At 52.0% G+C, this 25,471-nt stretch carries 28 protein-coding genes; 26 read left to right on the top strand and 2 right to left on the bottom strand.

What is annotated here, in order from left to right:
* The first annotated feature begins 21 nt into the window (after window positions 1–21).
* From FCN78_RS09775 to FCN78_RS09660, 24 genes are all read left to right on the top strand, one after another.
* On the top strand, window positions 22–984 hold the full coding sequence (locus FCN78_RS09775) for a flagellar assembly protein FliH (protein WP_077659353.1): 963 nt from the start codon (window positions 22–24) through the stop codon (window positions 982–984).
* Window positions 984–2,303, top strand: a complete 1,320-nt coding sequence (gene fliI, locus FCN78_RS09770) for a flagellar protein export ATPase FliI (protein ID WP_077659352.1) — start codon at window positions 984–986, stop codon at window positions 2,301–2,303. Before FCN78_RS09775 ends, fliI begins: the two co-directional genes overlap by 1 nt.
* A 3-nt stretch (window positions 2,304–2,306) precedes the next feature.
* Complete coding sequence (fliJ, locus tag FCN78_RS09765) at window positions 2,307–2,759, top strand: flagellar export protein FliJ (RefSeq protein WP_077484638.1); 453 nt, start codon at window positions 2,307–2,309, stop codon at window positions 2,757–2,759.
* A 91-nt stretch (window positions 2,760–2,850) separates the two neighbouring features.
* Window positions 2,851–4,542 carry a flagellar hook-length control protein FliK gene (locus tag FCN78_RS09760; protein WP_077659351.1) on the top strand — a complete coding sequence of 564 codons (1,692 nt, stop codon included), beginning with the start codon at window positions 2,851–2,853 and terminating at the stop codon, window positions 4,540–4,542.
* Window positions 4,543–4,564: 22 nt separating this feature from the next.
* Window positions 4,565–5,056 carry a flagellar basal body-associated protein FliL gene (fliL, locus tag FCN78_RS09755; protein WP_069363190.1) on the top strand — a complete coding sequence of 164 codons (492 nt, stop codon included), beginning with the start codon at window positions 4,565–4,567 and terminating at the stop codon, window positions 5,054–5,056.
* An 8-nt stretch (window positions 5,057–5,064) separates the two neighbouring features.
* Entirely contained in the window at window positions 5,065–6,135 is a 1,071-nt protein-coding gene (fliM, locus tag FCN78_RS09750) for a flagellar motor switch protein FliM (protein WP_069363189.1), read from the top strand.
* A 29-nt stretch (window positions 6,136–6,164) separates the two neighbouring features.
* A complete protein-coding gene (gene fliN / locus FCN78_RS09745) occupies window positions 6,165–6,563 on the top strand; it encodes a flagellar motor switch protein FliN (protein ID WP_046074940.1) in 399 nt (132 codons plus the stop codon).
* Between the two features lie 8 nt (window positions 6,564–6,571).
* The gene (gene fliO / locus FCN78_RS09740) at window positions 6,572–6,955 is read left to right on the top strand and encodes a flagellar biosynthetic protein FliO (RefSeq protein ID WP_158014702.1); all 384 of its coding nucleotides are present in this window, start codon (window positions 6,572–6,574) and stop codon (window positions 6,953–6,955) included.
* On the top strand, window positions 6,952–7,791 hold the full coding sequence (fliP, locus tag FCN78_RS09735) for a flagellar type III secretion system pore protein FliP (RefSeq protein ID WP_077659349.1): 840 nt from the start codon (window positions 6,952–6,954) through the stop codon (window positions 7,789–7,791). Before fliO ends, fliP begins: the two co-directional genes overlap by 4 nt.
* Window positions 7,792–7,802: 11 nt before the next feature.
* On the top strand, window positions 7,803–8,072 hold the full coding sequence (gene fliQ / locus FCN78_RS09730) for a flagellar biosynthesis protein FliQ (RefSeq protein WP_046074938.1): 270 nt from the start codon (window positions 7,803–7,805) through the stop codon (window positions 8,070–8,072).
* An 11-nt stretch (window positions 8,073–8,083) separates the two neighbouring features.
* Window positions 8,084–8,866 (top strand): flagellar biosynthetic protein FliR, encoded by a 783-nt coding sequence (gene fliR, locus FCN78_RS09725; protein ID WP_077456367.1) that lies wholly within the window; start codon window positions 8,084–8,086, stop codon window positions 8,864–8,866.
* Window positions 8,867–8,870: 4 nt separating this feature from the next.
* On the top strand, window positions 8,871–10,007 hold the full coding sequence (gene flhB, locus FCN78_RS09720; protein WP_069363185.1) for a flagellar biosynthesis protein FlhB: 1,137 nt from the start codon (window positions 8,871–8,873) through the stop codon (window positions 10,005–10,007).
* Between the two features lie 151 nt (window positions 10,008–10,158).
* On the top strand, window positions 10,159–12,264 hold the full coding sequence (flhA, locus tag FCN78_RS09715; RefSeq protein WP_069363184.1) for a flagellar biosynthesis protein FlhA: 2,106 nt from the start codon (window positions 10,159–10,161) through the stop codon (window positions 12,262–12,264).
* 55 nt (window positions 12,265–12,319) lie between these two features.
* Window positions 12,320–13,834 carry a flagellar biosynthesis GTPase FlhF gene (flhF, locus tag FCN78_RS09710; RefSeq protein WP_369801980.1) on the top strand — a complete coding sequence of 505 codons (1,515 nt, stop codon included), beginning with the start codon at window positions 12,320–12,322 and terminating at the stop codon, window positions 13,832–13,834.
* Entirely contained in the window at window positions 13,827–14,714 is an 888-nt protein-coding gene (locus FCN78_RS09705; protein ID WP_069363182.1) for a MinD/ParA family protein, read from the top strand. The genes flhF and FCN78_RS09705 overlap by 8 nt, the downstream gene beginning before the upstream one ends.
* Complete coding sequence (locus FCN78_RS09700) at window positions 14,707–15,432, top strand: RNA polymerase sigma factor FliA (RefSeq protein ID WP_069363181.1); 726 nt, start codon at window positions 14,707–14,709, stop codon at window positions 15,430–15,432. The genes FCN78_RS09705 and FCN78_RS09700 overlap by 8 nt, the downstream gene beginning before the upstream one ends.
* A gap of 55 nt (window positions 15,433–15,487) precedes the next feature.
* Entirely contained in the window at window positions 15,488–15,856 is a 369-nt protein-coding gene (gene cheY / locus FCN78_RS09695) for a chemotaxis response regulator CheY (protein WP_046074931.1), read from the top strand.
* Between the two features lie 30 nt (window positions 15,857–15,886).
* On the top strand, window positions 15,887–16,621 hold the full coding sequence (locus FCN78_RS09690) for a protein phosphatase CheZ (protein WP_077456365.1): 735 nt from the start codon (window positions 15,887–15,889) through the stop codon (window positions 16,619–16,621).
* Window positions 16,622–16,630: 9 nt separating this feature from the next.
* Window positions 16,631–18,892, top strand: coding sequence for a chemotaxis protein CheA (locus tag FCN78_RS09685; protein ID WP_077659348.1), 2,262 nt, complete (start codon window positions 16,631–16,633; stop codon window positions 18,890–18,892).
* Between the two features lie 18 nt (window positions 18,893–18,910).
* Window positions 18,911–20,047 carry a protein-glutamate methylesterase/protein-glutamine glutaminase gene (locus tag FCN78_RS09680; RefSeq protein ID WP_077659347.1) on the top strand — a complete coding sequence of 379 codons (1,137 nt, stop codon included), beginning with the start codon at window positions 18,911–18,913 and terminating at the stop codon, window positions 20,045–20,047.
* 10 nt (window positions 20,048–20,057) lie between these two features.
* Entirely contained in the window at window positions 20,058–20,840 is a 783-nt protein-coding gene (locus FCN78_RS09675; RefSeq protein ID WP_069363177.1) for a ParA family protein, read from the top strand.
* Window positions 20,827–21,966, top strand: coding sequence for a chemotaxis protein CheW (locus FCN78_RS09670; protein ID WP_077659346.1), 1,140 nt, complete (start codon window positions 20,827–20,829; stop codon window positions 21,964–21,966). Before FCN78_RS09675 ends, FCN78_RS09670 begins: the two co-directional genes overlap by 14 nt.
* Window positions 21,967–22,000: 34 nt before the next feature.
* Window positions 22,001–22,489 carry a chemotaxis protein CheW gene (locus FCN78_RS09665; RefSeq protein WP_069360745.1) on the top strand — a complete coding sequence of 163 codons (489 nt, stop codon included), beginning with the start codon at window positions 22,001–22,003 and terminating at the stop codon, window positions 22,487–22,489.
* Window positions 22,489–22,923, top strand: coding sequence for a DUF2802 domain-containing protein (locus FCN78_RS09660; protein WP_069360744.1), 435 nt, complete (start codon window positions 22,489–22,491; stop codon window positions 22,921–22,923). Before FCN78_RS09665 ends, FCN78_RS09660 begins: the two co-directional genes overlap by 1 nt.
* 13 nt (window positions 22,924–22,936) lie before the next feature.
* On the opposite strand, the gene FCN78_RS09655 is transcribed toward FCN78_RS09660, so the two are convergent.
* A complete protein-coding gene (locus FCN78_RS09655) occupies window positions 22,937–23,236 on the bottom strand; it encodes an EscU/YscU/HrcU family type III secretion system export apparatus switch protein (protein WP_327293049.1) in 300 nt (99 codons plus the stop codon).
* A complete protein-coding gene (locus tag FCN78_RS09650; protein ID WP_077659345.1) occupies window positions 23,236–24,045 on the bottom strand; it encodes a hypothetical protein in 810 nt (269 codons plus the stop codon). Before FCN78_RS09650 ends, FCN78_RS09655 begins: the two co-directional genes overlap by 1 nt.
* Window positions 24,046–24,165: 120 nt before the next feature.
* Between FCN78_RS09650 and ccmA the strand changes: the two genes are divergently transcribed.
* Together ccmA and ccmB are read left to right on the top strand one after the other, a co-directional pair.
* Window positions 24,166–24,783 (top strand): cytochrome c biogenesis heme-transporting ATPase CcmA, encoded by a 618-nt coding sequence (gene ccmA, locus FCN78_RS09645; RefSeq protein ID WP_077659344.1) that lies wholly within the window; start codon window positions 24,166–24,168, stop codon window positions 24,781–24,783.
* On the top strand, window positions 24,780–25,448 hold the full coding sequence (ccmB, locus tag FCN78_RS09640) for a heme exporter protein CcmB (protein WP_069360740.1): 669 nt from the start codon (window positions 24,780–24,782) through the stop codon (window positions 25,446–25,448). Before ccmA ends, ccmB begins: the two co-directional genes overlap by 4 nt.
* Window positions 25,449–25,471: the final 23 nt, after the last annotated feature.

Raw genomic sequence — 25,471 nt, 5'->3', positions numbered from 1 at the left:
CCGTATTTGTAAGGGGCACTGATGAGTTTAGAAAAACGCCGTGGCTATATTCGCGCCGATGAGGCCGATGCGGAAACCATTGATAGGTGGGCATTGCCCCCTTACAACGAAGGCGAAAACCTGCCCAAAGATACCGCACTTAACTACGATCCCAGTTGGGAGCCAGACGTTGAGGTGGAGCCGGAGGAAAACGAGCCTGCCCCGGAACCTTTAACCGCTGACGCCCTCGACGCTATTCGCCAACAGGGCTATGACGAAGGGTATGAAGAGGGCAAGCAGCTGGGGCATGCCGAGGGACTTGAGGCCGGTTTAGAGCAAGGGCATGAGAAAGGCCATGAAGAAGGAAAAAAGGCCGGATTTGAGCAAGGCGTCGCTGACGGGCAAGCGCTGATTGAAGCACGTTGTCAGCAGCTCGATAGTATACTCAATCAGTTAAGTCATCCGTTAGAAAAGTTGGAGATGGATGTCGAGCAACAACTGTTGGTGATGGTCCAGACCTTGACCAAGTCATTGACAGGTGTGGAGCTAGACACGAATCCTCAAGTGATTCTGCACACCTTACGAGCCGCCATTGCCGCTTTGCCAGTGGCCGATCACCCGGTTACTGCGGCGTTGCATCCAGATGACTATGCCATTGTCACCGACGCGTATGATGACAATATGCTCGCGGCTCGCGACTGGACCTTGCAATCCGAGCCGGCCCTCTCGCGTGGAGACGTCCATGTAAAAGCCAAAGATTCAGTGGTCGACTATCGCTATGCTGAGCGCGTGGACGCGTTATTAAGAGAGTTTCAAGGGCAGAATCAACCCCGGCAATCCGCGCCATCAGACGGCGCAACGGTAGAGCCTGTTGATACCGGTGCCTATGCCAACGAACCGGCGACCACCGAGGGCGCGGCGGCGAGTGACGACCCCGTTGAGCAAGACACCGCGGCAACGTCTGAAGATGAAGCCACATCGACTGAGGATCCAGGGCAATCATAATGAGCCAACTCGCTGAGCGGTTAAAACAATGTCAGCTTGATAATTTAGCTCCCAAGCCAGTGGCGTCGGGAAAATTGGTGCGTATGGTTGGGCTGACACTTGAAGCGATAGGCTGTCGCGCGCCCATTGGGTCTGTGTGCTCGGTTGAAACCCTTAATGGCACCATTGAAGCTGAAGTAGTGGGCTTTGCCGATGAGCTTTTGTACTTGATGCCTAACGAGCAAGTTTCAGGTGTGTTGCCAGGGGCAAGAGTCACGCCCTTGTCTGAACGCAGTCAACTCTCGGTGGGGATGGAGCTGTTGGGGCGCGTTATCGATGGTATGGGCAATCCACTGGATGGTAAGGGCGATATCTATACGGATAAGCAAGCAAGCCTAGAGGGTATACCGATCAATCCCTTATCACGGCAACCGATCCGTGAGCCGCTCGATGTTGGCATCAAGTCGATCAATGGTCTATTGACGGTGGGGAAAGGCCAGCGCATCGGCTTGTTTGCTGGCTCTGGGGTGGGTAAATCTGTCACCTTGGGGATGATGACACGCGGTACCACTGCGCAAGTGGTGGTCGTCGGATTGATTGGTGAGCGTGGCCGAGAAGTGAAAGAGTTTATCGATGATATCCTCGGAGAAGAAGGCCGTGCACGGGCAGTGGTTGTCGCTGCGCCAGCTGACTCATCACCCTTGGTGAGGCTTAAAGGCTGCCAAACGGCGTTAACCATTGCCGAATATTTCCGCGACCTCGGTCTTGATGTTCTCTTATTGATGGACTCGTTAACGCGGTTTGCGCAGGCTCAGCGCGAAATTGCGTTGTCGGTGGGCGAGCCACCGGCGACCAAAGGGTATCCGCCCTCGGTGTTTGCGCGCTTACCCTCACTGGTTGAGCGCGCGGGGAACGGTGCCGTTGGGCAGGGGTCGATCACTGCCTTTTTTACCGTGCTGACCGAGGGGGATGATTTACAAGACCCTATTGCCGATGCGGCGCGTGCGATATTGGATGGCCACATTGTGCTATCGCGCGAGTTAGCGGATAGCGGTCATTACCCGGCGATTGATGTTGAGCGTTCGGTCAGTCGAGTGATGCCCAATATTACTAGCGATGAGCAAATTCTGATGTCGAAAGCGGTGCGGCAAGTGTTGTCCGTGTGCCGAAAAAACCAAGATTTGGTCTCCATTGGCGCGTATAAGCCGGGTAGCGACGCAGCGGTTGATCAGGCTTTCAATTTAAAACCTAAGCTAGACAACTATTTACAGCAAGGTATTAAAGAAGTGGTCCCTTTCGACATGTGTGTCAACATGTTGCGTTCAACGTTGCAGAGCTAATGTATGGCAGATCATGCGCTTCAACTTTTACTAGAAAAAGCCCAAGAAGATGAAAAGCAAGCCCAGCTCAGTGTGAGCGCGGCTCAGCAATCACTTGATGATTACTATCGCCAGTTGGAGCAAATCGAACAGTACCGGCTCGAATATTGCCGTCAGATGTCTGATCGTGGTCAGTCAGGGCTATCGGCCAGTGCTTTTGGTCATTTAAATAAATTCATTGTTCAGCTTGATGAAACTCTTGCAAAACAAAGAGATGCAGAGCATCAATTTAAAGATCATTTAGCGCAATGCCGTGAGACATGGCAACAAACTCGCCAGCACCGGCAATCATTAGAATGGCTGATAGAAAAACGAGAACGAGAGGAAGCAGAGCGTGCTCGCTATCAAGAACAACGGCAAATGGATGAAATGGCAGCGATTATCGCACGTCGACGCCCCTCACCCTTCTCTTCATAGTAAAATGGCGCGATAATTGCTTTCTCATTACCGACGCGCCAGTTGATGCCAAGTTGGCGCATAGGTAACCATAGGTAATGATGAGACACTTATGACGCAGTCAATGCTGACACTTTCCAATGTTTCGAGTAAAACCCTGTCTGCGCCGAGTGAAGGCGCGTCCAGCGAGGTGAAAGGAGAGAAAAGTGCCGGCTTTTTGTCCGCCTTGCATCAATCCCTCGATGGAAGTGAAGGACAAGCGGGGGCGATCAAGCTGACTCGTGATGGAAAAACCTTACTCGTTGATGGTCAAGCCATTGATGCGGAGGCCATGTTGGCTGACGGTATTTTCAGCGAGGCTGAGATGGAAAAAATTGCCGATATGACGGCAATGGAAGAGAGCCAATCCTTATTAATGCGGTTGAACCAAGCCGCTGAAATGTTAACTGGCAAAACCTTGCCTGCCGATGACGACGCCCTGGCATTATCTGCCGATAGCGACGCCTTGGCATTATCTGCCGATAGCGACGCTATGGCATCGTCTGCCGATGTATTACCGATAAGCGACACTGACAGTAACGCGCGAGTAGACCGCCAGATTCAAGAGGGTGAAGTAGACAAACAAGCACTGCTTGCGGAGCTTTCTAAAGCGTTGCCGGATGAGGTGTCTGCGGAGGAGGTATTGGCACAGTTATCGCCCGAACAACTCGCCGTGTTAGTCGCTCAGGTTAAAGTCACGCAAGATCGTGGCACAGGTGCCTTGGAACAAGGTGCTGGACGCCAAATTGCGCTTGATAGCAATGGTGAGGCGGCTAAAGGGGGGCAATCTCTCCCAGCGGATGGGCCGGCGATAAAGTGGGCGGCGATGAAGGCGCAGCAGGAGAGTCAACATGGGGCTGCCGCCGCTAAGGTGGCGCCCGGTGAGCCTGCCTTAGGCGATGCTGCGTCAGCCAATAAAGAGTCTGCGCTTAAAGATTGGTTAGCCAAAGAAGGGGCGACGACGAAAACGAATGAATTGGCTGATAAGCTGCGACAGGCGTCGAGCCTACAACAGAATATGGCAAACCCTGACGTAAAAGCTGGCGCAGCAGGCAACCCGAATGCCGCTTCGCTGCTGGCAGGGCAACACAGTCAGTCAGATGGCCTGAGTAAAGCGGCGTTAAAAGCGATGGCAGAGCAGGCGGTTCAAACTGACGCAGCCTTGGCGGCAGGCAACGCAGCAAGCGCAGCGGAAGGTGCCTCACGAGGCGAAAACTTGGCCCAGCAGCTGGCAAGCAGTCTAGGCACACCGACCGCGAACGCGGCGACAGCACGACAAGATATCCAGGTCGCTCAAAGTGCGCAGGCCCCGTTACCTTTAGGGCAAACGCCTAGCGAAGCGGGTGTGGCATTGACCGAGCGAATCAATGTCATGTTGTCTAAAAACCTGAAGCAAGTGGATATTCGTCTCGATCCACCCGAGCTTGGGCGCATGCAAATTAAGCTGGGGATCAACAACGACCAAGCTTCCGTGCATATAACGGTTGCCAACCAGCAAGCGCGTGATGCGGTCGAGCAAGCGATGCCAAGACTGCGTGATATGTTGCAGCAACAAGGGCTACAGTTAGCCCAAGGATCGGTTCAACAACAAGAGAGTGGTGCACAACAGATGGCCTCAGGCCAGCATGGTGCCGGTACCGGCGACGGTCATGCCGGTGGCGCATCACTCGGTACCTCAGGGCCGGATGATAGTGATGATACCATGCTAACCGGGCAGACGCTGAACGTCTCACACAGTGATCGGGCCGTCGATTACTACGCTTAGATAACAAGGAGCAAGCACAGCCATGGCAGATGATAACGCAACCCCAGAACAAGGCGGGAGCAAAAAAAAGCTGATTATTATCATTGTCGCCGCCGTTGTATTGCTCGCGGCGGCCGGTGGCGCGGCGTTTTTTTTCCTGTCCGGTGATGACGGCAGCCAAGAAGACATTGTCCTCGAGGAACAAAACAATGCCCTGCCCGCGATTTATGTCACCTTGCCTAAACCCTTTGTTTTTAATGTCACCGGGGATCAGCAACAACGACTGGTGCAAGTCAATACCCAGTTGTTAGTGCGTGGCAGTGAAATGGAAGCCTTGGCCAAAGAAAACTTGCCGCTGATTGAGCACGCGCTTCTTAATACGTTTGGTGCGGCAACGGTCGAGCAACTGCGTACACCGCAGGGGCAGCTCGAAATTCGCCGCCAATCGGCAGAGAATGTGCGCGCGGCCTTAATCAAAGTAACGGGCGAGCCGGTGGTGGAGCGTGTGCTCTTCACTGGATTTGTGATGCAATAGGTGATGACGTGACTGACTTACTCAGCCAAGACGAAATTGATGCGCTGCTTCACGGTGTTGATGACGTTGAAGAGGAAGATAACGAGCCCGAAGCCGATCAAGAGGGGGCCGTTTCCTTTGACTTCTCGTCACAAGACAGAATTGTACGTGGGCGGATGCCGACGCTCGAGCTTATTAATGAGCGTTTTGCCCGCCATATGCGCATTAGCTTGTTTAACATGCTGCGTAAAACTGCCGAAGTGTCAATTAACGGCGTGCAGATGATGAAGTTTGGCGAGTATCAAAATACCTTGTACGTGCCGACCAGTTTGAATATGGTGCGTTTTCGCCCGTTAAAAGGCACCAGCTTGATCACCATGGAAGCCCGTCTGGTGTTCATTTTGGTAGAAAACTTTTTTGGTGGTGATGGGCGCTTTCATGCGCGTATTGAAGGGCGAGAGTTTACGCCAACCGAGCGACGTGTGATCCAGATGCTGCTTAAGTTGATGTTTGAGGATTACAAAGACGCCTGGGCGCCCGTGATGGAAGTCGCTTTTGAGTATTTAGACTCAGAAGTAAACCCGGCGATGGCCAACATTGTCAGCCCCTCAGAAGTGATTGTGGTGAGTTCATTCCACATTGAGCTTGATGGTGGTGGCGGCGATATTCACATGGTCATGCCTTACTCGATGCTAGAGCCGATTCGCGAGCTGCTCGATGCCGGGGTACAAAGTGACAAGATGGATACCGATGTGCGCTGGAGTAAAGCGCTACGGGATGAGATCTTGGATGTCAATGTTGAATTGAGTGCCAAGCTATTGGATGTCACCTTATCGTTGCGCGACTTAATGGAGCTACAAAAAGGGGATGTGATTCCGGTGGAAATGCCGGATGCGTGCACCGTGTTCGTGGAAGACTTGCCCACCTATCGCGCGAAAATGGGGCAATCTAACGATAAGTTGGCACTTAAAATTGTAGAAAAACTTAAGCGTCCTGAAATGGCGAAATCGGATATTTCGTTGTTACAGGATAAACCTGAGCTACTCGATGATCTCGAGGAAGATCTACCCATCGATGATAAACAAGGTAATGCTCAGTGATCAGAACCAGTAAACAAGGGTGAGACGTCATGGATCAAAATGATGTAGACGATGATTGGGCTGCAGCCCTGGCTGAGCAATCTGACGCCGAGGGCTCAGATGATGTGCAAGCGGCCCCACTTGAAGAGCTCACTGATGACAGCGAGCAAAAAATGGGGGCGGATGAACAGCGGAAACTGGACGCGATCCTTGATATTCCAGTGACCATTTCCATGGAAGTGGGGCATACGCAAATTAACATCCGTAACCTGCTTCAGCTCAACCAAGGCTCGGTGGTGGAGTTAGATAGGTTAGCTGGGGAGTCGCTCGATGTGCTGGTGAACGGCACCTTGATTGCTCATGGTGAAGTGGTGGTCGTAAACGACAAGTTTGGTATCCGCCTCACAGATGTGATTAGCCAAACTGAGCGGATTAAGAAACTACGATAGGGATGACGGTGAACCGACGCATTTGGGGTCTACTCCTGGTGCCCATGCCTGTTTGGGCGGCGGCGCCCGAGGTCAGTATAGTGACAATGCTGTTGTCGCTAGGATTAGTGCTAGGGCTTATCTTTGCTCTGGCCTGGTTGCTGCGACGGTTAAAAGTGCCAGGGCTGGCACAGCAAAGTGATGGCATCACGATCGTTAGCCAATTGGCTGTGGGTCAAAAGGAGCGCATTTTGGTGGTTGATATCCACGGTGAACAGTTGGTTGTCGGCGTGACAGCAAACAGCGTGAACGTGTTAAAAACACTGGATAACCCCATTCCAACTGCGACGTCAGGGTCAGATAAGTCTTCTCGCTTTGCCAATCAGCTAAGCCAACTGTTGAATCGAAAATGACGATACGAATGTTATTGGCCGCTTGGGTGTGGGTGGCAGCCACCTTATTTACGCCGTTTGCTGTTGCCGAACAAGAAGCGACGCCAGCACAAGAAAGCATCACCACCGAATCGATTAGCGAAAGCGGTGAAGCGGCACGTTTAGATGTGGGCCGTAATACGGGCGGTGGGATCCCGGCGGTGACCATGCGTGTCAACCCGGATGGCAGTGAAGACTACTCGGTCACGTTACAAATTCTGGCAATCATGACCGCGTTGGGCTTTTTGCCAGCGGTTGTCATTTTAATGACGTCGTTTACCCGGATTGTGGTGGTGATGGCGATTTTGCGTCAAGCCATGGGGTTACAGCAAACGCCATCTAACCAAGTGATTATTGGCATCGCGATGTTTTTGACCTTGTTTATCATGTCACCGGTGATTGACCGAATGAATACAGAAGCGATTCAGCCCTATATCAATGAACAAGTCACTGCGCGAGAAGCGTTTGATCGGGTACAAGTGCCGCTGCGTGAGTTTATGCTTCGGCAAACGCGAGTGAAAGATTTGGAAACCTTCGTCAATATGTCGGGGGCGCAAGTGGATGAGCCTGAGCAAGTCCCGATGACGGTGCTGATCCCTGCGTTTGTGACGTCAGAGCTGAAAACCGCGTTCCAAATTGGCTTTATGTTGTTCTTGCCATTTTTGGTGATTGACTTGGTGGTGGCATCAGTCTTGATGGCGATGGGTATGATGATGCTATCGCCCATGATAGTGTCATTACCCTTCAAGTTAATGCTTTTTGTCTTGGTTGATGGGTGGAATCTTATCCTCTCCACCTTGGCAGCCAGTTTCGGCTAAAGGAGGCAGCGATGGCCCCAGAAGCGTTTGTCGAGCTTTTCCAAGATGCGCTCTATCTGGTGTTGCTACTGGTTTCAGCCATTGTAGTACCCGGCTTGTTGGTGGGTCTTATCGTGGCCATCTTTCAAGCCGCGACCTCAATTAACGAGCAAACATTGAGCTTTTTGCCACGTTTGATCGCCACCTTTATTGCCTTAATGTTCTTTGGCCACTGGATGACGCGGATGTTGATGGAGTATTTCTATCGCTTGATTGATCACATCCCCAACATCCTTTACTGACGAGGCAAGCCATGGAATATCCAGCCTCAGTGCTCCTGTCTTGGATGGCTAACTACTTTTGGCCCTTTACCCGTATCTCTTCGATGATGATGGCGATGACTTTCTTTGGCGCGCGATTTGTGCCAGTGAGGATCCGTCTCTACCTGTCACTGGCGATTACCTTCGCGGTGATGCCCGCGTTACCGGCCGTCCCCGAGAATATCGAGCTGGTCTCCTTTGCTGGTTTTACCGTGCTCGCGCAGCAAGTGGTCATTGGTGTGGCGATGGGGATGGTCACCCAATTTATTACGCAAACCTTTGTGGTGTTGGGACAGATTTTGGGGATGCAATCGAGCTTGGGTTTTGCGTCCATGGTCGATCCGGCCAATGGCCAGAATACCCCCTTGCTGGGGCAGTTTTACTTATTTTTGGCGGTGATGTTGTTTCTCGCCACGGATGGGCATTTAAAAATGCTTAACCTAGTGGTGATGAGCTTTGATACCTTACCGATTGGCGAGATGATTGGTGCTGCCGACTACCGCAGTTTGGCGCAGTGGTTCGGGATCATGTTTAAAGTTGCCCTCAGTATTTCCCTAGCAGGCGTTATCGCCTTGCTGGTGGTCAACTTGTCATTTGGTGTGATGACGCGCGCCGCGCCGCAGTTGAATATTTTCTCTCTTGGCTTCGCTTTTGCATTGTTGATGGGGCTGCTGATCAGCTGGTATCTGCTGTTCGGTATGTTGACGCACTACAACAATCATTGGGAAACAGGGTTAAACCAAGTTTGTTCGCTAATTCGAATTAATTGCGAGTAGAGGCATGGCAGAGAGCGAAGGTCAGGAAAGAACAGAAGACGCCACACCCCGAAGGCAGGAGCAGGCGCGGGAAAAGGGCCAAGTACCGCGCTCAAGAGAACTGGCTTCGGTTTCCGTATTGGTCGTTGGTGCCATCAGTTTGATGTGGTTCGGACAAGCGCTGGGCGAAGCCTTGATGGCATTAATGACGCGCCTATTCTCTTTGTCACGCGCCGAGATCTTTGACAGCTCAGAGCTGATGCTGGTGGTGGTCGGTGAGCTACTGCATTTGATTCTGCCACTTGGGCTGATCTTGATTGTGCTCTTTATCTCCGGCCTCGTAGGGGCGGCCGGGCTCGGTGGGGTGAGTTTCTCGTGGGAGGCTGCACGGCCTAAACTGTCGAAAATGAGTCCGCTTTCTGGCTTTAAACGCATGTTTGGTACCCAGGGATTGGTCGAGTTATTGAAGTCGGTTCTCAAAGTCGTGTTGGTGGCGGGTGTGGCCGCATACTTGGTTTATATCAACCTAGAGGACTTCTTCGAGCTGACCATTGATACCTTCCCCAGCAACCTCTATCACGCGCTCGATATATTACTTAACTTCGTTCTGTTGGTGTGCTGCTCCCTGTTGGTTGTGGTGGTCATTGATGTGCCGTTTCAAATTTGGCAACACAATGAGCAGCTCAAAATGACCAAACAGGAGGTCAAAGACGAGCATAAAGAAACCGAGGGCAGCCCAGAAGTGAAAGGGCGAATTCGCATGTTGCAGCGGGAAATGGCCCAGCGCCGAATGATGGCTGACGTGCCCCAAGCGGATGTGGTGGTCACTAACCCTGAACATTATTCCGTGGCGTTGCGCTACAACAGTGATATGGATAGCGCGCCCGTGGTGATCGCCAAAGGGTCCGACTTTACCGCATTGAAAATACGAGAAATTGCCGCTGAATATGATATTGCCATCGTTCCTGCTCCCCCGCTGGCGCGGGCATTGTATTTTAGCACGGAGCTTGAGCAACAGATCCCTGACGGTTTGTTTACCGCCGTCGCTCAGGTTCTTGCGTATGTCTTCCAGTTAAAGCAATACAAAAAGGGACGAGGTCGACGGCCCACGCGTCCTGATGACGCTTATTTACCTATCCCTACCGATTTACAACATGACTAATCGTCGCCGAGCGCGACAATGTCAGCGCAGTGCCAAAATGCTGACACTTTACGGGCTTTTTTTGGCGTAAAACTTGCTTCCTCTGCATTCCCGTTTTGAGTATACGCGGCACCAGGCCCGCGTTCACCAATCATGGATTTGAACGCTTAACATGTTAAAAGCCAACTGGCGATTGCCATTTTCTGACAAAGTGCCTTACCACAGGTTAGGAGCGATGCCGGCTATCGGTGCGCCAGCACTGGTATTAGCGACCTTAGCGATGGTGGTGCTTCCTGTCCCGCCCATGCTGCTCGATTTAATGTTCTCGTTTAACATTGCATTGTCGCTGGTGGTACTGCTGGTCACCATTTACACAAGGCGTCCACTTGAGTTTGCGGCTTTCCCGGCGGTGCTGCTGATCGCAACGTTAATGCGGCTGGCTCTTAACGTTGCTTCCACGCGTGTGGTTTTGCTTTATGGGCACGAGGGCCCGGATGCAGCAGGCCAAGTGATTGGTGCTTTTGGCTCGGTGGTCATTGGCGGTAACTATGCTGTGGGTTTGGTGGTCTTTCTTATCTTGATGATCATTAACTTCATGGTCGTCACTAAAGGTGCGGGCCGTATTTCAGAAGTGACCGCGCGTTTTACCTTGGATGCCTTGCCGGGTAAACAAATGGCGATTGATGCCGACTTAAACGCGGGGCTCATCGACCAAGAGCAAGCCCGGTCACGACGCCAAGAAGTCACGCAAGAAGCGGATTTCTACGGCTCGATGGATGGTGCGTCTAAATTCGTCAAAGGCGATGCCATCGCCGGTATTTTGATCCTTTTCATCAACATTGTGGGTGGTTTGTCGATCGGGATGGGGCAGCATGACTTAGGGTTTTCCGAAGCACTAGAAGTCTATACCTTATTGACCATTGGTGATGGTCTGGTTGCACAAATACCGTCGTTGCTGCTGTCGATAGGCGCCGCCATTATGGTGACGCGACAAAACACCGAAGAAGACATGGGACAGCAGGTGGTGTTCCAGCTGTTTGATAATCCGCGTGCGTTGATGATTGCCACCGGTATTTTGACGGTGATGGGGTTGGTGCCGGGCATGCCGCATTTGCCTTTCTTACTGCTGGCAGTGATTTGTGGTGGCCTAGCGTACTGGAAATACAAACAATATCAAAAAGCGCAACAAGCACCGGAGCAAACCGATCTTCCTGAGGCCGCTCCCGCCACGCCGAAAGAGCTATCGTGGGACGATGTGCAGCCGGTGGATGTTATCGGGCTAGAGGTAGGATATCGTCTGATTGCCATGGTCGATCGTGATCAGGGCGGCGAGCTGCTCGACCGAGTCAAAGGTGTACGCAAAAAACTGTCGCAAGATTTTGGTTTTTTGATCCCACCCGTACACATTCGCGACAACCTTGAGCTGCCACCCCATAACTATCGCATCACCTTAATGGGGGTCGCGGTTGGAGAGGCCGACGTCCACCCTCAACATGAACTTGCCATTAACCCAGGTCAAGTATTTGGCCCTATCGACGGAGAGCCAACCCAAGATCCGGCTTTCGGCCTTGAGGCGGTTTGGATTGAGCCTAGCCAACGGGAGCATGCGCAAGCACTCGGTTATACCGTGGTTGACTCTGCCACTGTGTTGGCCACTCACCTTAGCCAGATGCTGACTAACAACGCCGAGCGTTTATTGGGTCACGAGGAAGCGCAAAACTTGGTGGATATGTTAGGTAAGCAGGTACCGCGCTTGGTTGAAGGACTGATCCCGGATCAAATCCCGCTCAGTGTGTTAGTCAAAGTGCTGCAGAACTTGCTCAGTGAAGCGATCCCTATCCGTGATATTCGCACCATCGTGCAAACCATGGCCGAGTATACCGGCAAGAGTCAAGATCCTGACATTTTAACCGCTGCGGTCAGGATTGCACTGCGTCGTCTGATCGTTCAAGAAATCAATGGCAGCGCCCCTGAACTGCCAGTGATCACCCTTGTTCCTGAACTGGAACAGATGTTGCATAAAACCATGCAGGCATCGGGTGGCGAGTCGACCGGGATTGAGCCGGGTTTGGCTGAGCGATTGCAATCCTCATTGGCTGACGCGACACAGCAGCAAGAGTTGCAAGGCGAGCCGGCGGTATTGCTAACGTCTGGCGTGCTAAGAGCGACATTGGCGAAATTTGTCAAAAACACAATACCGACGCTACGCGTCTTGTCTTATCAAGAAGTGCCTGATGAAAAACAAATTCGTATCGTCAATGCGGTTGGCAACAATTAACATCGTTTATGAGTAGGGCAGTGCTTTGAAAATAAAACGTTTTTTTGCAAAGGATATGAGAGCAGCATTAAGCCAAGTGAAAGAAGAACTTGGCGCTGATGCGGTGATCATGTCTAACAAAAAAGTGACTGGCGGCGTAGAAATTGTCGCGGCGGTTGATGCGGATACAGAGCCAATGCCTGATAAGCCCGCCCCAAACGCGCAGCAACAATCTGCTCAGGCTTATTCTCAGGCGCACCGCCAACTGGCGGATGATCAAGTGCAACTGCGTCAACGGCAACAGGCAGGTAGTCGTCAAAACAGTCATACTAAGCGCCCACCTCGCTTTTCCGCGATGCTGGACGAGTACCGTGAACAATCTCAGCCAGCCGAACCAGAAACAGAAGCTGACTCGCTGAGCGCCTTGCTACAACGTCAACAAAAGCAGCCAGCACGGCGCTCATCGCCATCAGGGGCTGACGATCGGCCTGCCGCGCTAGGGCGCGGTTATGAGCCGCGTCGCCAGCTAAAAAGCAACAACCGCTCGGACTGGCAAAATACCACCACCAAACCCAATGGCGGGGCCGCTTCTCCACCAAAACCGAAGCTTGATCCCTCTCGGTTTGAGGGGCGTCAATCTCAGGCTTCGCATCAAGAAATTGATGCAATGCGTCAAGAAATGGCCTCCATTAGAAGCCTGTTAGAGCATCAATTGTCGGGGCTGATGTGGCAAGAGGTAGAGCGGCGAGAGCCGCTGCGCGCCATGCTCATCAAACGCCTAGAGCGCATGGGACTCTCGTCCGAGCTAGCGGATCAATTGGCCTGTTATATTCCAGAAGAGACACCACCGAATGAGGCGTGGCAAGCGCTCCTTGACCTAGTGGCGGATCAGGTGATCACGGTTGATGAGAATATGCTAGAAACTGGCGGGGTGATTGCACTGCTGGGTCCGACTGGGGTAGGAAAAACCACCACGATTGCCAAGCTGGCGGCGCGAGCCGCGATGGAGTTTGGCCCTGAAGATATTGCCTTGGTGACCACAGACACATTCCGTATCGGTGCCCATGAGCAGTTAGCCACATACGGCCGTATCCTTGGCTGTCCTGTTAAAGTGGCTAAAGATGCTGATGAACTTGCCGACATCCTTTATCAGCTGCGTCATAGACGCTTGATATTGCTAGATACCGCTGGAATGGGGCAGCGTGATCTTCGCTTGTCGGAACAGCTCGATACCCTGATGCAAAACAGTGGCTCCCATATCCGTAGCCTGCTGGTGTTACCAGCGACGTCACAACGCCGCGTTTTACAAGAAACCATTGAACATTTTCGCCGTATCCCGTTATCGGGATGTGTTCTGACCAAACTCGATGAATCGCTCAGCCTCGGTGAACTGTTGTGTGTCACCATCGAAAATGCCCTGCCTGTGGCCTATTTAGCCGACGGGCAACGTGTGCCGGAAGATATCCGCCAAGCCACGGGACAGTTCCTGGTTGCAAAAGCCAGCGACATGTTGGAATCAGGTGCGGATCAGCACAGTCACTTCTGGAACAGTGATGTCCCAGAGTCGAATGGGGCGGACTTTTATGATTGAGACAAGCATGCAAGATCAAGCAAGCGGCCTGCGCCGTTTAACCAATCCGTCACGCACCAAGGTTATTACCGTAACCGGGGGAAAAGGTGGCGTAGGGAAAACCAATGTCACACTGGGAATGGCCGCGTCTATGGCCCGCCAAGGTAAAAAGGTCATGGTGCTAGATGCCGACCTTGGTCTCGCCAATGTGGATGTGTTACTTGGCCTAAGAGCGGGTAAGAATCTGTCTCATGTGCTTCAAGGCGTCTGTGATCTGAAAGATATTATTCTCGAAGGTCCGCACGGTATGAAAATCGTACCTGCATCGTCTGGTCTTCAAGGTATGACAGAGCTAACACCGGCGCAACATGCTGGTTTAATTCGCGCTTTTGGTACACTCGAAGAAGAGGTTGATGTACTCTTAGTGGATACTGCCGCGGGGATTTCAGACATGGTACTGAGCTTTTCGCGCGCCGCACAAGATGTCGTCATTGTGGTCTGTGATGAACCTACATCAATTACTGATGCGTATGCATTGATTAAAGTACTCAGCCGTGAGCATGGTGTGACACGCTTTAAAGTTGTTGCAAATATGGTCAGAAGCTACCGTGAAGGACGAGACTTGTTCACAAAATTAACGCGAGTCACTGAAAGGTTTCTCAATGCTAATCTAGAATTAGTAGCATGTGTTCCCGTTGACGAAAGGGTGAGGCAAGCAGTGAGAAAACAAAAAGTTGTCATTGACGCATTTCCTCGCTCGCCCGCATCATTGGCGATGAGTGCGTTGGCGAACAAAGCGCTGACCTGGCCGGTGCCGCGAAATCCGGGAGGCCATCTGGAGTTTTTTGTTGAGCGGTTGCTGATCAAAAATGATGACGCAGGAGAGTTAATTCGTGAATAGAGCGCTCACGTATAGCCGCACAGGGGCAGATCGCCAAGCGGTACTTGAGCGTTATTCGAGTTTGGTCAAGCGCATCGCGCATCACTTGATGGGGCGCTTGCCACCGAGTGTTCAAGTAGAAGATTTGATCCAAGCTGGTATGGTCGGCCTCCTTGAGGCACAGCAAAATTATGACCCTTCTAAAGGGGCGAGTTTTGAAACTTATGCCGGTATTCGAATTCGCGGTGCTATGCTGGATGATATGCGCCGCGGTGACTGGGTGCCACGGTCTGTCCACAAGGCGAGTCGTTCAATCAGTGATGCCATCGCATCACTAGAAAAAGCGTTAGGTCGGGATCCAACCGACGTGGAGGTGGCTGAAAAGCTTGATATGAGCTTAGAGCAGTATCATCAGGCGCTTAACGATGTAAACTGTGGGCGTTTGATCGGGATGGATGATCTGGGCGTCTCTGAAGATGCATTCACAACAGAGAGCCATCGTAACGACAACACTCCCTTTCAGGGTGTTGCGGAAGACAGTTTCAAAGCTGCGTTAGCGGCGGCGATCAAAAGTCTTCCTGAAAGAGAGGCACTAGTGCTATCTCTTTATTATGATGAGGAATTAAACCTCAAAGAGATAGGCGCAGTGATAGGGGTCAGCGAATCCCGGGTCTGTCAGATTCAAAGTCAGGCTACGCAACGTTTGAGAGCTAAGCTATCCGCTTGGCATAGTGAGTAAGTAACTGTTTCGACAATAAAACGAGACCTCACCGGAGGCAACCTTGGATAAAAACATGAAAATTCTCGTTGTTGATGATTTTTCAACAATGCGCCGTATCGTAAAGAATCTTCTTCGTGACTTAGGTTTCAACAATACCGTTGAAGCGGATGACGGCTTAACCGCGCTGCCAATCCTCAAAAAAGGCGGTATTGATTTTGTCGTGACCGATTGGAATATGCCTGGTATGCAGGGGATCGATTTGCTTAAAGAAATCCGTAAAGACGGCGATCTTAAGCACCTGCCTGTATTGATGATCACCGCTGAGGCGAAGCGCGAGCAGATTGTAGAAGCCGCGCAAGCAGGGGTGAATGGTTACATTGTTAAACCTTTTACTGCCGCTACGTTGAAAGAGAAGCTCGACAAAATTTTCGAGCGTATGTAAACAGTAAGCGCACAGTAAGAAGGAACCGCCATGATCAATCTGGACCAAGCGAAACAATTGGTCGCGTATCTTGAAAACGGAGAGCAAGATAACGCTAATACGCTTCTTACCGAGATAGCGAAAGAAGCGCGTGACCCACTGTTTAATGAAGTGGGAAAGCTCACCCGCCAATTACATGACTCGATTACTGACTTTCGTTTGGATCCTAGAGTGAGTGATTTGGCCAACGTGGATATCCCTGACGCTCGCGACAGGCTCACGTATGTCATGCAGAAAACCGAATTGGCCGCCAACAAAACCATGGATTCGGTTGAACGAACCATGCCAATCGCGAGCGAGCTACAAGACAACTTGCAAGCCGTTCGTCCCAACTGGAACAGCCTGATGCGCGGTGAGATTGCCTTGGATGAGTTCAAGTCATTGTGCCACAACATTGACGAACTCTTGACCCAAGTAGAAGGGGGCGCGACGGAATTGCACGCGCACCTGACTGAAATCCTCATGGCACAAGACTTTCAAGACTTAACCGGCCAAGTGATTCGGCGCGTGATTGAATTGGTGCAAGAAGTTGAGCAACAGCTGGTTGAAATACTGACGGCCTTTGGCATGGAGAGCGCTGCGATTGACGCAGCATCGGCGAAAAAAGTAGATGATACCACCGATAAGTCAGCCCCTGAGGGTCCTGTGATTCACCCTGAAGAGCGCGATGACGTGGTTCACAGCCAAGATGATGTTGACGATTTATTATCGAGTTTGGGTTTTTAGAGGTGCGCTATGAGCTTTGAGATGGATGAAGAAATCCTTCAGGACTTTTTGATTGAAGCGGGAGAGATCCTCGAGCAGATGTCTGAGCAGCTGGTCGATTTGGAGCGTGCCCCTGATGACGCAGACTTACTAAACAGTATTTTTCGCGGCTTCCACACCGTAAAAGGTGGCGCGGGCTTTCTTGGCTTAAATGCGTTGGTCGATACGTGCCACGGTGCTGAAAACGTCTTTGATAACTTGCGTAATCACGGACGTGAGTTGACATCGGATGTGATGGATACCATTTTGCAGGCACTGGATACCGTGAATGATCAATTCGCTGCGGTACAAAATCGCGAAGAGCCTGTGCCAGCCGATGGTGCCTTGCTCGAAGCACTTCACCGCTATGCCAAGCCTGCCAGTGAAGATGAAGCGGCGGCAGAAGCGTCAGCCCCTGAACCCGATCCTGAGCCAGAACCGGCCCCTGAACCCGATCCCGAGCCAGAACCTGAGACGCCCGCCAGTGACGCAGCGAGTCAGGATGACGGTGCGATCAGTGGCGACTCCGTGGATGAGATCACCCAAGATGAATTCGACAAACTGCTCGATCAGCTCCATGGTGAGGGAAAAGCCCCCACAGCGTCTGACACCCAATCATCAGAAAAGCCTGAAGTGGTAGAAAGTACCGAGGCTGACAGCGGCGATATTACCGACGATGAGTTCGAAAAGCTGCTAGATGACTTGCACGGTGCAGGTAAAGGGCCTGCTGCCTCGCCAAGTGAGGGAGAGGAATCGGCCCCCGCGGCCCCCGCGGCGTCTGATGCGTCAACGTCGGCATCACAGTCAGGTAGTGATGAGCTGATTGATGATGACGAGTTCGAAAAGCTCTTGGATGATTTGCATGGTAAAGGCAAAGGGCCCGCCGCTGAGGCGGATAAAGCGAAAGCGGATGCCGACAAGGTAGATGCGCAAGCTAAGCCTGAGCCTAAACCTGAACCTGCCGCCCCAGCTAAAAAAGCGAGCAAGCCAGAACCAGCCAAAGAAAGCACACCGAAAAGTGCAGGCGCGGGCGGCAAAGCCCCTGCGGCGGCAGAAAAAGCGCCAGAGAAAAAGCCACCAGCCGCGCCTCAGCAAGAGCAAACCGTGCGAGTCAATACCTCCACGCTTGACGGCATTATGAATATGGTCGGTGAATTGGTATTGGTGCGTAACCGCTTAGTGAGTCTGGGCCAAAGCAGTAACGATGAAAGCATGGCCAAAGCGGTCACCAACCTAGACGTGGTCACCGCCGACTTGCAAGGCGCGGTGATGAAAACGCGTATGCAGCCAATCAAAAAAGTATTTGGCCGCTTTCCCCGAGTGGTGCGTGATTTATCGCGTAGCTTGGAAAAAGAAATTGTCTTGGAAATGCAGGGCGAAGAGACCGACCTAGATAAAAACCTGGTCGAGGCCCTAGCGGATCCTATGGTCCACTTAGTACGTAACTCGGTGGATCACGGTATTGAAATGCCTGATGAACGCGAGAAAGCAGGCAAACCTCGAGTCGGTACTATCACCCTAAAAGCGTCGCAGGAAGGGGACCATATTCTTCTCACCATCGCTGATGATGGCGGAGGCATGGATGCTGAGAAGTTAAAGAGCATCGCGGTTGAGCGCGGTGTACTTGATGCAGAAGCGGCGGCACGCCTCACGAATAATGAAGCCTACAACCTGATTTTTGCGCCCGGGTTCTCGACCAAAACAGAAGTCTCTGATATCTCTGGCCGGGGTGTGGGGATGGATGTGGTTAAAACTGGCATCACCAAGCTCAACGGTTCTATTAATATCGACTCTGAGTTAGGTCGAGGGACAGTCCTGGAAATCAAGGTGCCATTGACGCTGGCAATATTGCCAACCTTGATGGTAGGCGTTGGTGAAAATCCGTTTGCCTTCCCGCTGTCGAATGTCAGTGAAATTATCAGCTTGGACATGTCCAAAACCAACACGGTGGATGGGCAGCTTACCTTGATTGTTCGAGACAAAGCCATCCCGATTTTCTTCTTGCAAGATTGGCTGTGCAGAAGCGCAACCGATATCGATAAAACCAAAGGCCACGTGGTGATCGTGCAAATCGCGCATCAACGCATTGCGTTTGTAGTAGACACCTTGTTTGGTCAAGAGGAAGTGGTCATCAAGCCGCTTGACGAACTACTTCAAGGAACACCCGGAATGGCAGGGGCCACCATCACCAGTGATGGCCATATTGCATTAATTCTGGATGTGCCCAACCTGTTGAAACACTACGCAGGTTAATTTGAGAAAAGGACGCCCATGGCAGTAAAAGTATTGGTGGTAGATGACTCCAGCTTCTTCCGTCGCCGCGTGAGTGAAATCATCAATGCCGACCCGAGAATGGAGGTCATTGATAGCGCGGTAAATGGTAAAGAGGCTGTAGAAAAAACCGCGCAACTGAAGCCAGATGTTGTCACTATGGATGTGGAGATGCCAGTACTCGATGGTATCTCGGCGGTGCGTCAAATCATGGCGCAAACGCCAACACCGATTCTAATGTTTTCATCGCTGACGCATGACGGGGCGAAAGCCACGTTGGATGCGCTTGAGGCCGGCGCGCTCGACTTTCTTCCTAAAAAGTTCGAGGATATTGCTCGTAACCGCGAAGAAGCGACCAGTTTACTGCAACAGCGTGTACTCGAAATTGCGCGTAAACGGCCGTTACTTCGACGCGCCACACGTCCAGCGTCCACTAGCGGTACTGGGCAAACAGCGTCGCCAGCGGGCGGTGTACGTACGCCCGCGCGCCCAGCGTCACGCCCCGCGGTGGGGACGAGTTCGTCGTCCAAGGCGCCAGCGCGATTTACCGCGACAGGGAAACGTTACCAAGTGATGGCAATTGGCACGTCGACTGGGGGGCCTGTTGCGCTGCAAAAAGTACTCACCAAATTGCCCGCTAACTTTCCGCTGCCGATTATTTTGATTCAACACATGCCGGCGACATTTACATCGGCATTTGCACAGCGCCTCAATGGGCTGAGCAAAATTACGGTCGTTGAAGCGAAAGATGGTGACACCCTCAAACCCGGGCACGCGTACTTGGCGCCAGGTGGGATGCAGATGATGATTGATGGCAGGCCGGGGGCCGCACGCCTGAAAATTTTAGATGGCGGCGAGCGAATGAATTACAAACCCTGTGTTGATGTGACCTTTGGCTCTGCCGCCAAAATATATGGCGATAAAGTATTGTCCATGGTGTTAACGGGGATGGGAGCGGATGGCCGAGAAGGGGCGCGGATGCTAAAAAGCGCCGGTGCCACTATCTGGGCGCAAGATGAGGAAAGCTGCGTGGTTTATGGCATGCCGCAAGCCGTGGCGAAAGCGGGGATATCGTCGGAAGACTTACCGCTGGAGAGGATCGCTGAACGCATATTGGTTGAGCTAAATTTAAAATAAGGAGTGGGGCTTGATAGTCTGGAGTATCGCCAACCAAAAGGGCGGTGTTGGTAAGACAACCACCACGGTGACATTGGCAGGATTGATCAGTGAGCGTAAGAAACGTGTCCTGCTGGTGGATACGGATCCACACGCCTCGCTCTCGACCTATTTGAACTTTGATTCAGAGCAGTTACCCGCTAGCTTATTTGATTTGTTTCAATTACAGACCGTCAATAAAGAGACGGTGCAGCCACTTATCGTCAAAACGCAGTTTGAAAACATGGACTTAATTCCCGCGCACATGTCGCTGGCTACCTTGGACCGTGTAATGGGCAACCGGGGTGGCATGGGACTGGTATTGAAAAAAGCGCTGGATGCGTTGGCCGATGATTATGACTATGTGTTGATCGACTGCCCACCGATTTTGGGCGTGATGATGGTCAATGCCCTAGCGGCCAGCCACCGTGTGCTGATCCCGGTTCAGACCGAGTTTTTGGCGATGAAAGGGTTAGAGCGTATGATGCGCACGTTACAGATCATGCAAAAGTCTCGTAGCGCCGACTTTAATCTTACTATCATTCCAACCATGTATGACAAGCGTACGCGGGCATCGTTGGAAACGCTGCAGGAGCTTAAAATTCGCTATAGCGACCAGGTCTGGGCGTCAGCCGTGCCCATCGACACCAAGTTTCGGGATGCGAGCTTAAAGCATATGCCCGCGTCATTCTACGCGAAAAATTGCCGCGGTGTGTTTGCCTACAAAACTCTATTAACCTATTTGGAGCGACTGGAGCAGGATGAACAAGCATAACGCCCTATCCAGTGGTCAAGCGCTCGACGATTACTTTGAGGCTCTGCTGGATGATTTAGGCGAAGTGGCACAACCAAGCGAGCAGCTTGGAGAGCCTGAGCGCGATAAACCGCAGGTGTCGTCTGCATCGTACCTTGATGAGCAGGCGCCGCAGCTGCAGCCACAGCCTGTTATGGACGCGGGAACACCTGAGCCGGTCGCGTATGCTGAGCCGGAACGTGACTTGGCGGAAGTCGAGCGGTTGCTTGCGCAACTGAAAGTGGATGAAGAGGCGGAGCTGGAAGCGAAAACAGCCACTCAGACCCAGGAAGACGTTGGCCAAGAGACGGCCGAGCAGGTTGTGGATCAAGCACAGGAGCCAACCACTGAAACCTATACCCTGGCAGATTGGGGCCTGGATGCTGAGGAGCAGGTTGAGGTAGACGAGGCGGTCCCAGAGGTAGAAACTCTTACCGAGACCGAGACCGAGACCGAGACCGAGACCGAGACCGAGACCGAGACCGAGACCGAGACCGAGGCGTACGTCGATGTCGCGGTAGAAGCAGAACAAGCTGTCCCCGAACTTGATACTGAGGCCGTTGAAGAGACGGTACAAGCAGAGCAGATTCACGACGAGGCTGAAGCCGACACGCAAGCCGGTGACGATCTGCCCCCCACTCAATGGGAAAATGCTGAAACCGAGGCAGAGTTTCAGGTATTATTCTTCGAGAGTATGGGGGTAACCTATGCGGTGCCTTTGGCCGAATTGGGCGGTATTCATCAGCTTGGCGAATGCAACCGTCTTATCGGTCGACCAGATTGGTATCTAGGATTACAGACAGAAAAGCAACAACAGCTTGATGTCGTCGATACAGCCCGCTGGGTGATGCCAGAAAAACTGGCAGATAATCAGCACAGGGACGACTATAATTATATTGTGATTCTGGGCGATAGTAAGTGGGGACTGGCATGTGATCAATTGCTCGGTACCCAAGCGCTCAGTGGTAAAGCGATTCGCTGGCGAAAACAAGCGGGAAAGCGGCCTTGGCTCGCAGGCATGGTCAAAGAAAAAATGTGTGCTCTGATCCATGTTCAAGCATTTATTGCTATGTTAAATCAGGGGATTGACGCCAAGGCGATGGCGTAATAACTAGTTACACAGCGCGTAAAGAGGAAAATCAATGTCTCAGGTAGCTGAAGTTCAAAAAGAAGGCGTCAATGACGAGGTGTTGCAGTGGGTTACTTTTCAGCTTGAAGAAGAGACCTACGGCATTAATGTGATGCAGGTGCGTGAAGTGCTGCGTTACACCGAAATTGCACCCGTTCCGGGCGCCCCTGACTATGTATTGGGTATCATTAACTTGCGTGGCAATGTCGTCACTGTGATTGATACGCGTTCACGTTTTGGTTTGGCGTCAGCCGACGTCACTGACAACACGCGCGTGATAGTGATCGAAGCTGAGACGCAGGTGATCGGTATTATGGTCGATAGCGTCGCGGAAGTGGTGTATCTAAAAACATCGGAAATTGATACCACGCCAAGTGTGGGAACAGAAGAAAGCGCTAAATTTATTCAAGGCGTCAGTAACCGCAACGGCGAACTGCTAATCTTGGTTGATCTCAACAAGCTGTTGACCGACGAAGAGTGGAATGAGATGGCCATGCTGTAATGATGGAGCTTGTGCTGACGTGGTCGCCCGTTGCTGTGACGGTGGTGTTTGCCATCGTTGCTTTATGGTGCCTTCGCGCAGAAAAGCGTGCCAGACAGCGGCTAGAGAATAAACTGCAAGCAATGGAAACCGTGCTCAAAAGTGCGCGCCAGCGCCATGACAGTCTGGCGAAGCAATTCAATGAATTGCGGGCGGGTAGTATGGGGATGGGGCAGAAGCTCGCCGATTTATCTGCCAGTGTGGATGAGTTGTTAGAAAAGCATGTTGAGCTGGAAATGCAAGATTCGGAAAGTCGCCTCTATAGTCGAGCCAGTAAAATGGTTGATTTGGGTGCGGATGTCGACGAGTTAATGCAAGAGTGTGATCTTCCCAAAGCAGAGGCTGAATTGCTGCTTAATCTGCGTAAGCGACAAGCTGCCAACCAGCAGCGCTAACCGCTAAGCTATCCTACACCAACGTATCTATCGGTGTGTGTCCCTGCCAACCTGGTGGGGTCTTTCCCTCCAATACCCAAGCGTAAGCGATCAACTCGGCAATCACTCGATAGAGTTCAGGTGGGATCTCATCATCTTTATCTAATCGGTCTAGCCAGGCGAGCAAATGGGCATCTTGATGAATCAGTGCACCTTGCTCACTCAAGGCCTCAATCAGCTCCAGCGCCAGTTGATCAGTGGCTTTCGCTTTGACTTTGGGGGCATGGTAGCCGTTATACCCAAGCGCGACCGCGCGTTTTTTATCTTTCATCATTAAACCCTCATGGAAATGCCAGCGGCTGGCACGTCACCCTCAGACACGGGCCCGGTTTCGTCGATGTCGTCATTGATGTCGATATCCAAGGCAATCGCTTGATGGGTAAGCCGTTCATTGAGCCAATCAAGTGTTTGATGAATCCGTTGTTTAAGCCTAGCGGTCGGTGCGGTCAGTGTCAGCGCCCTTTCCTCCTTTGATAGCGATAAATCTGCGCGGACAAACTGATGGCCGACAGGAAGGTAAAGTCGAACTTGCCACTGCACCCTATCCGCCGAGGGAGGCGCCGATTGTCCGGTTTGTTTGCGTGCTGTGACGCGAACGGGCGGACGCTGTGGATCAGAAAAGGGTAAAACCCATTGCCACTCGCCGGGGCGTGATGACTCAGCGACTCTTTGCTCGGCCATCAGTCTTAAGGCACCCGTCATATTATCCCCCTCTGACTGAGACGAAAGCCATTGCTTGAGCAATGTGGTAAGCAACTTATCGGCGGGGCGCTGCGCGAGCCATTGGGCAATGGTGTCTGAACGGGGTGCCTGTTGCTGACCGGAAGTGGGGAGCGTCCAAGCGCTAAGCAGTGATTGCATTAACGCTTGGGTTGATGCCGGTTGTTGTCTCATGGTGGCCGTCAGTGCAGGTAACAAATGTAACTGGGCTAACACATCGGCCAACCCTGTGCTGGCCGCGGTATGAATTAGGGTAAATTGTGCCTGCGACAGCGCGCGGCCATCGATTGATGGCAAGGACGGTGAGGCGATGGCTGCGGGTTTTACCATCAAATGCTGTAGATTGGTTGGTGCAATCTTCATGGTTTCTCACAATTATTTACGCGAGTCACACTTTGCAACCCTGTGGTAACTAACAGTCATTTTGACCATTGTGGTACTATGCGTCCACTTTTGTAACACAAGCAGGATGCAACATTTGTCATGTTGGAAGTGAAACAGCTTTGCTGTGTTCGTGATGACCGAGTGTTGTTTGATGCGCTGACATTCTCTCTGTCTCCCGGTGATCTTGTTCAGGTAGAAGGCCCAAACGGAGCAGGCAAAACCACGTTATTGCGAATTATCGCGGGTCTAGGGCTCGCGGACAGTGGCGAGGTCTGTTGGCAGCAGCAGGCGATCACCCAACAACGCGACGCCTTTTATCGCGATCTCCTATTTTTAGGCCACACCACAGGGGTTAAGCGCGAGCTTACTGCCTTCGAAAACCTGGCTTACTATCTGCAAATGCATGGGCGGTGTGATCATGATGCCATTTGGCAAGCGCTTGCCAAAGTCGGTTTGGCGGGGCGAGAGGATATTCCTGCGGGGCAGCTATCTGCGGGACAAAATCGGCGCGTTGCCCTTGCGCGACTTTGGTTAAGTGATCGGCGATTGTGGATTCTCGATGAGCCGCTGACAGCGATTGATAAACAAGGGATAAAGGTGCTTGAAGCTGTGTTTAAGCGGCATGTGCAACAAGGTGGGATGGTGCTATTTACCACTCACCAAGACATGTTTGTGGATCACCCGCTATTACGTCGTATTCAGTTGGGGGCGCAATGATCAAAGCAATGTGGTTGATTGTTCGCCGAGAGCTAAAAGTCGCTTTTCGCCAGCCGGCTGATAGTCTGAATCCTTTGTGGTTTTTTATTATCGTGATCACCTTGTTTCCGCTCGGTGTCGGGCCAGGTCCCCAGTTATTGCAGACCATCGCCCCCGGCATTATTTGGGTCGCGGCGTTACTCTCTGCGCTGCTGTCATTGGAGCGTTTGTTCCGGGACGATTACCTGGATGGGTCACTTGAGCAAATGATGCTGATGCCCGTCCCCTTACCACTGTTAGTGATCGCGAAAGTCATCGCACACTGGTTACTGACCGGTTTGCCTTTATTGTTAGTCAGCCCGGTGTTGGCGTTATTACTGTCACTCGATGCCACCCAGTATCAAGCGGTGGTCATGACTTTATTGTTGGGTACCCCAACATTAAGTTTTGTCGGTGCGATTGGGGTTGCTCTGACAGTAGGGCTGCGGAAGGGAGGCGTTCTTCTGAGCTTGCTGATCCTCCCGCTTTATATTCCTGTACTGATTTTTGCCACCTCAGCGATTGATATGGCGGGATTCGGTGCAGACATCAATGGACAGCTGGCGATCCTTGGTGCCATGTTGGCTGGGTCCGTCACCTTGGCCCCCTTTGCTATCGCCGCCGCGTTGCGTGTGAGCGTGAACTAATAATTAATCAGGAAGTAGAGCAA

This window comes from Salinivibrio kushneri (assembly GCF_005280275.1).
Taxonomy (GTDB): Bacteria; Pseudomonadota; Gammaproteobacteria; order Enterobacterales; family Vibrionaceae; genus Salinivibrio; species Salinivibrio kushneri.
The sequence above is the reverse complement of the archived record's forward strand: the minus strand, read 5'-3'. Positions and strand labels throughout refer to the sequence as shown.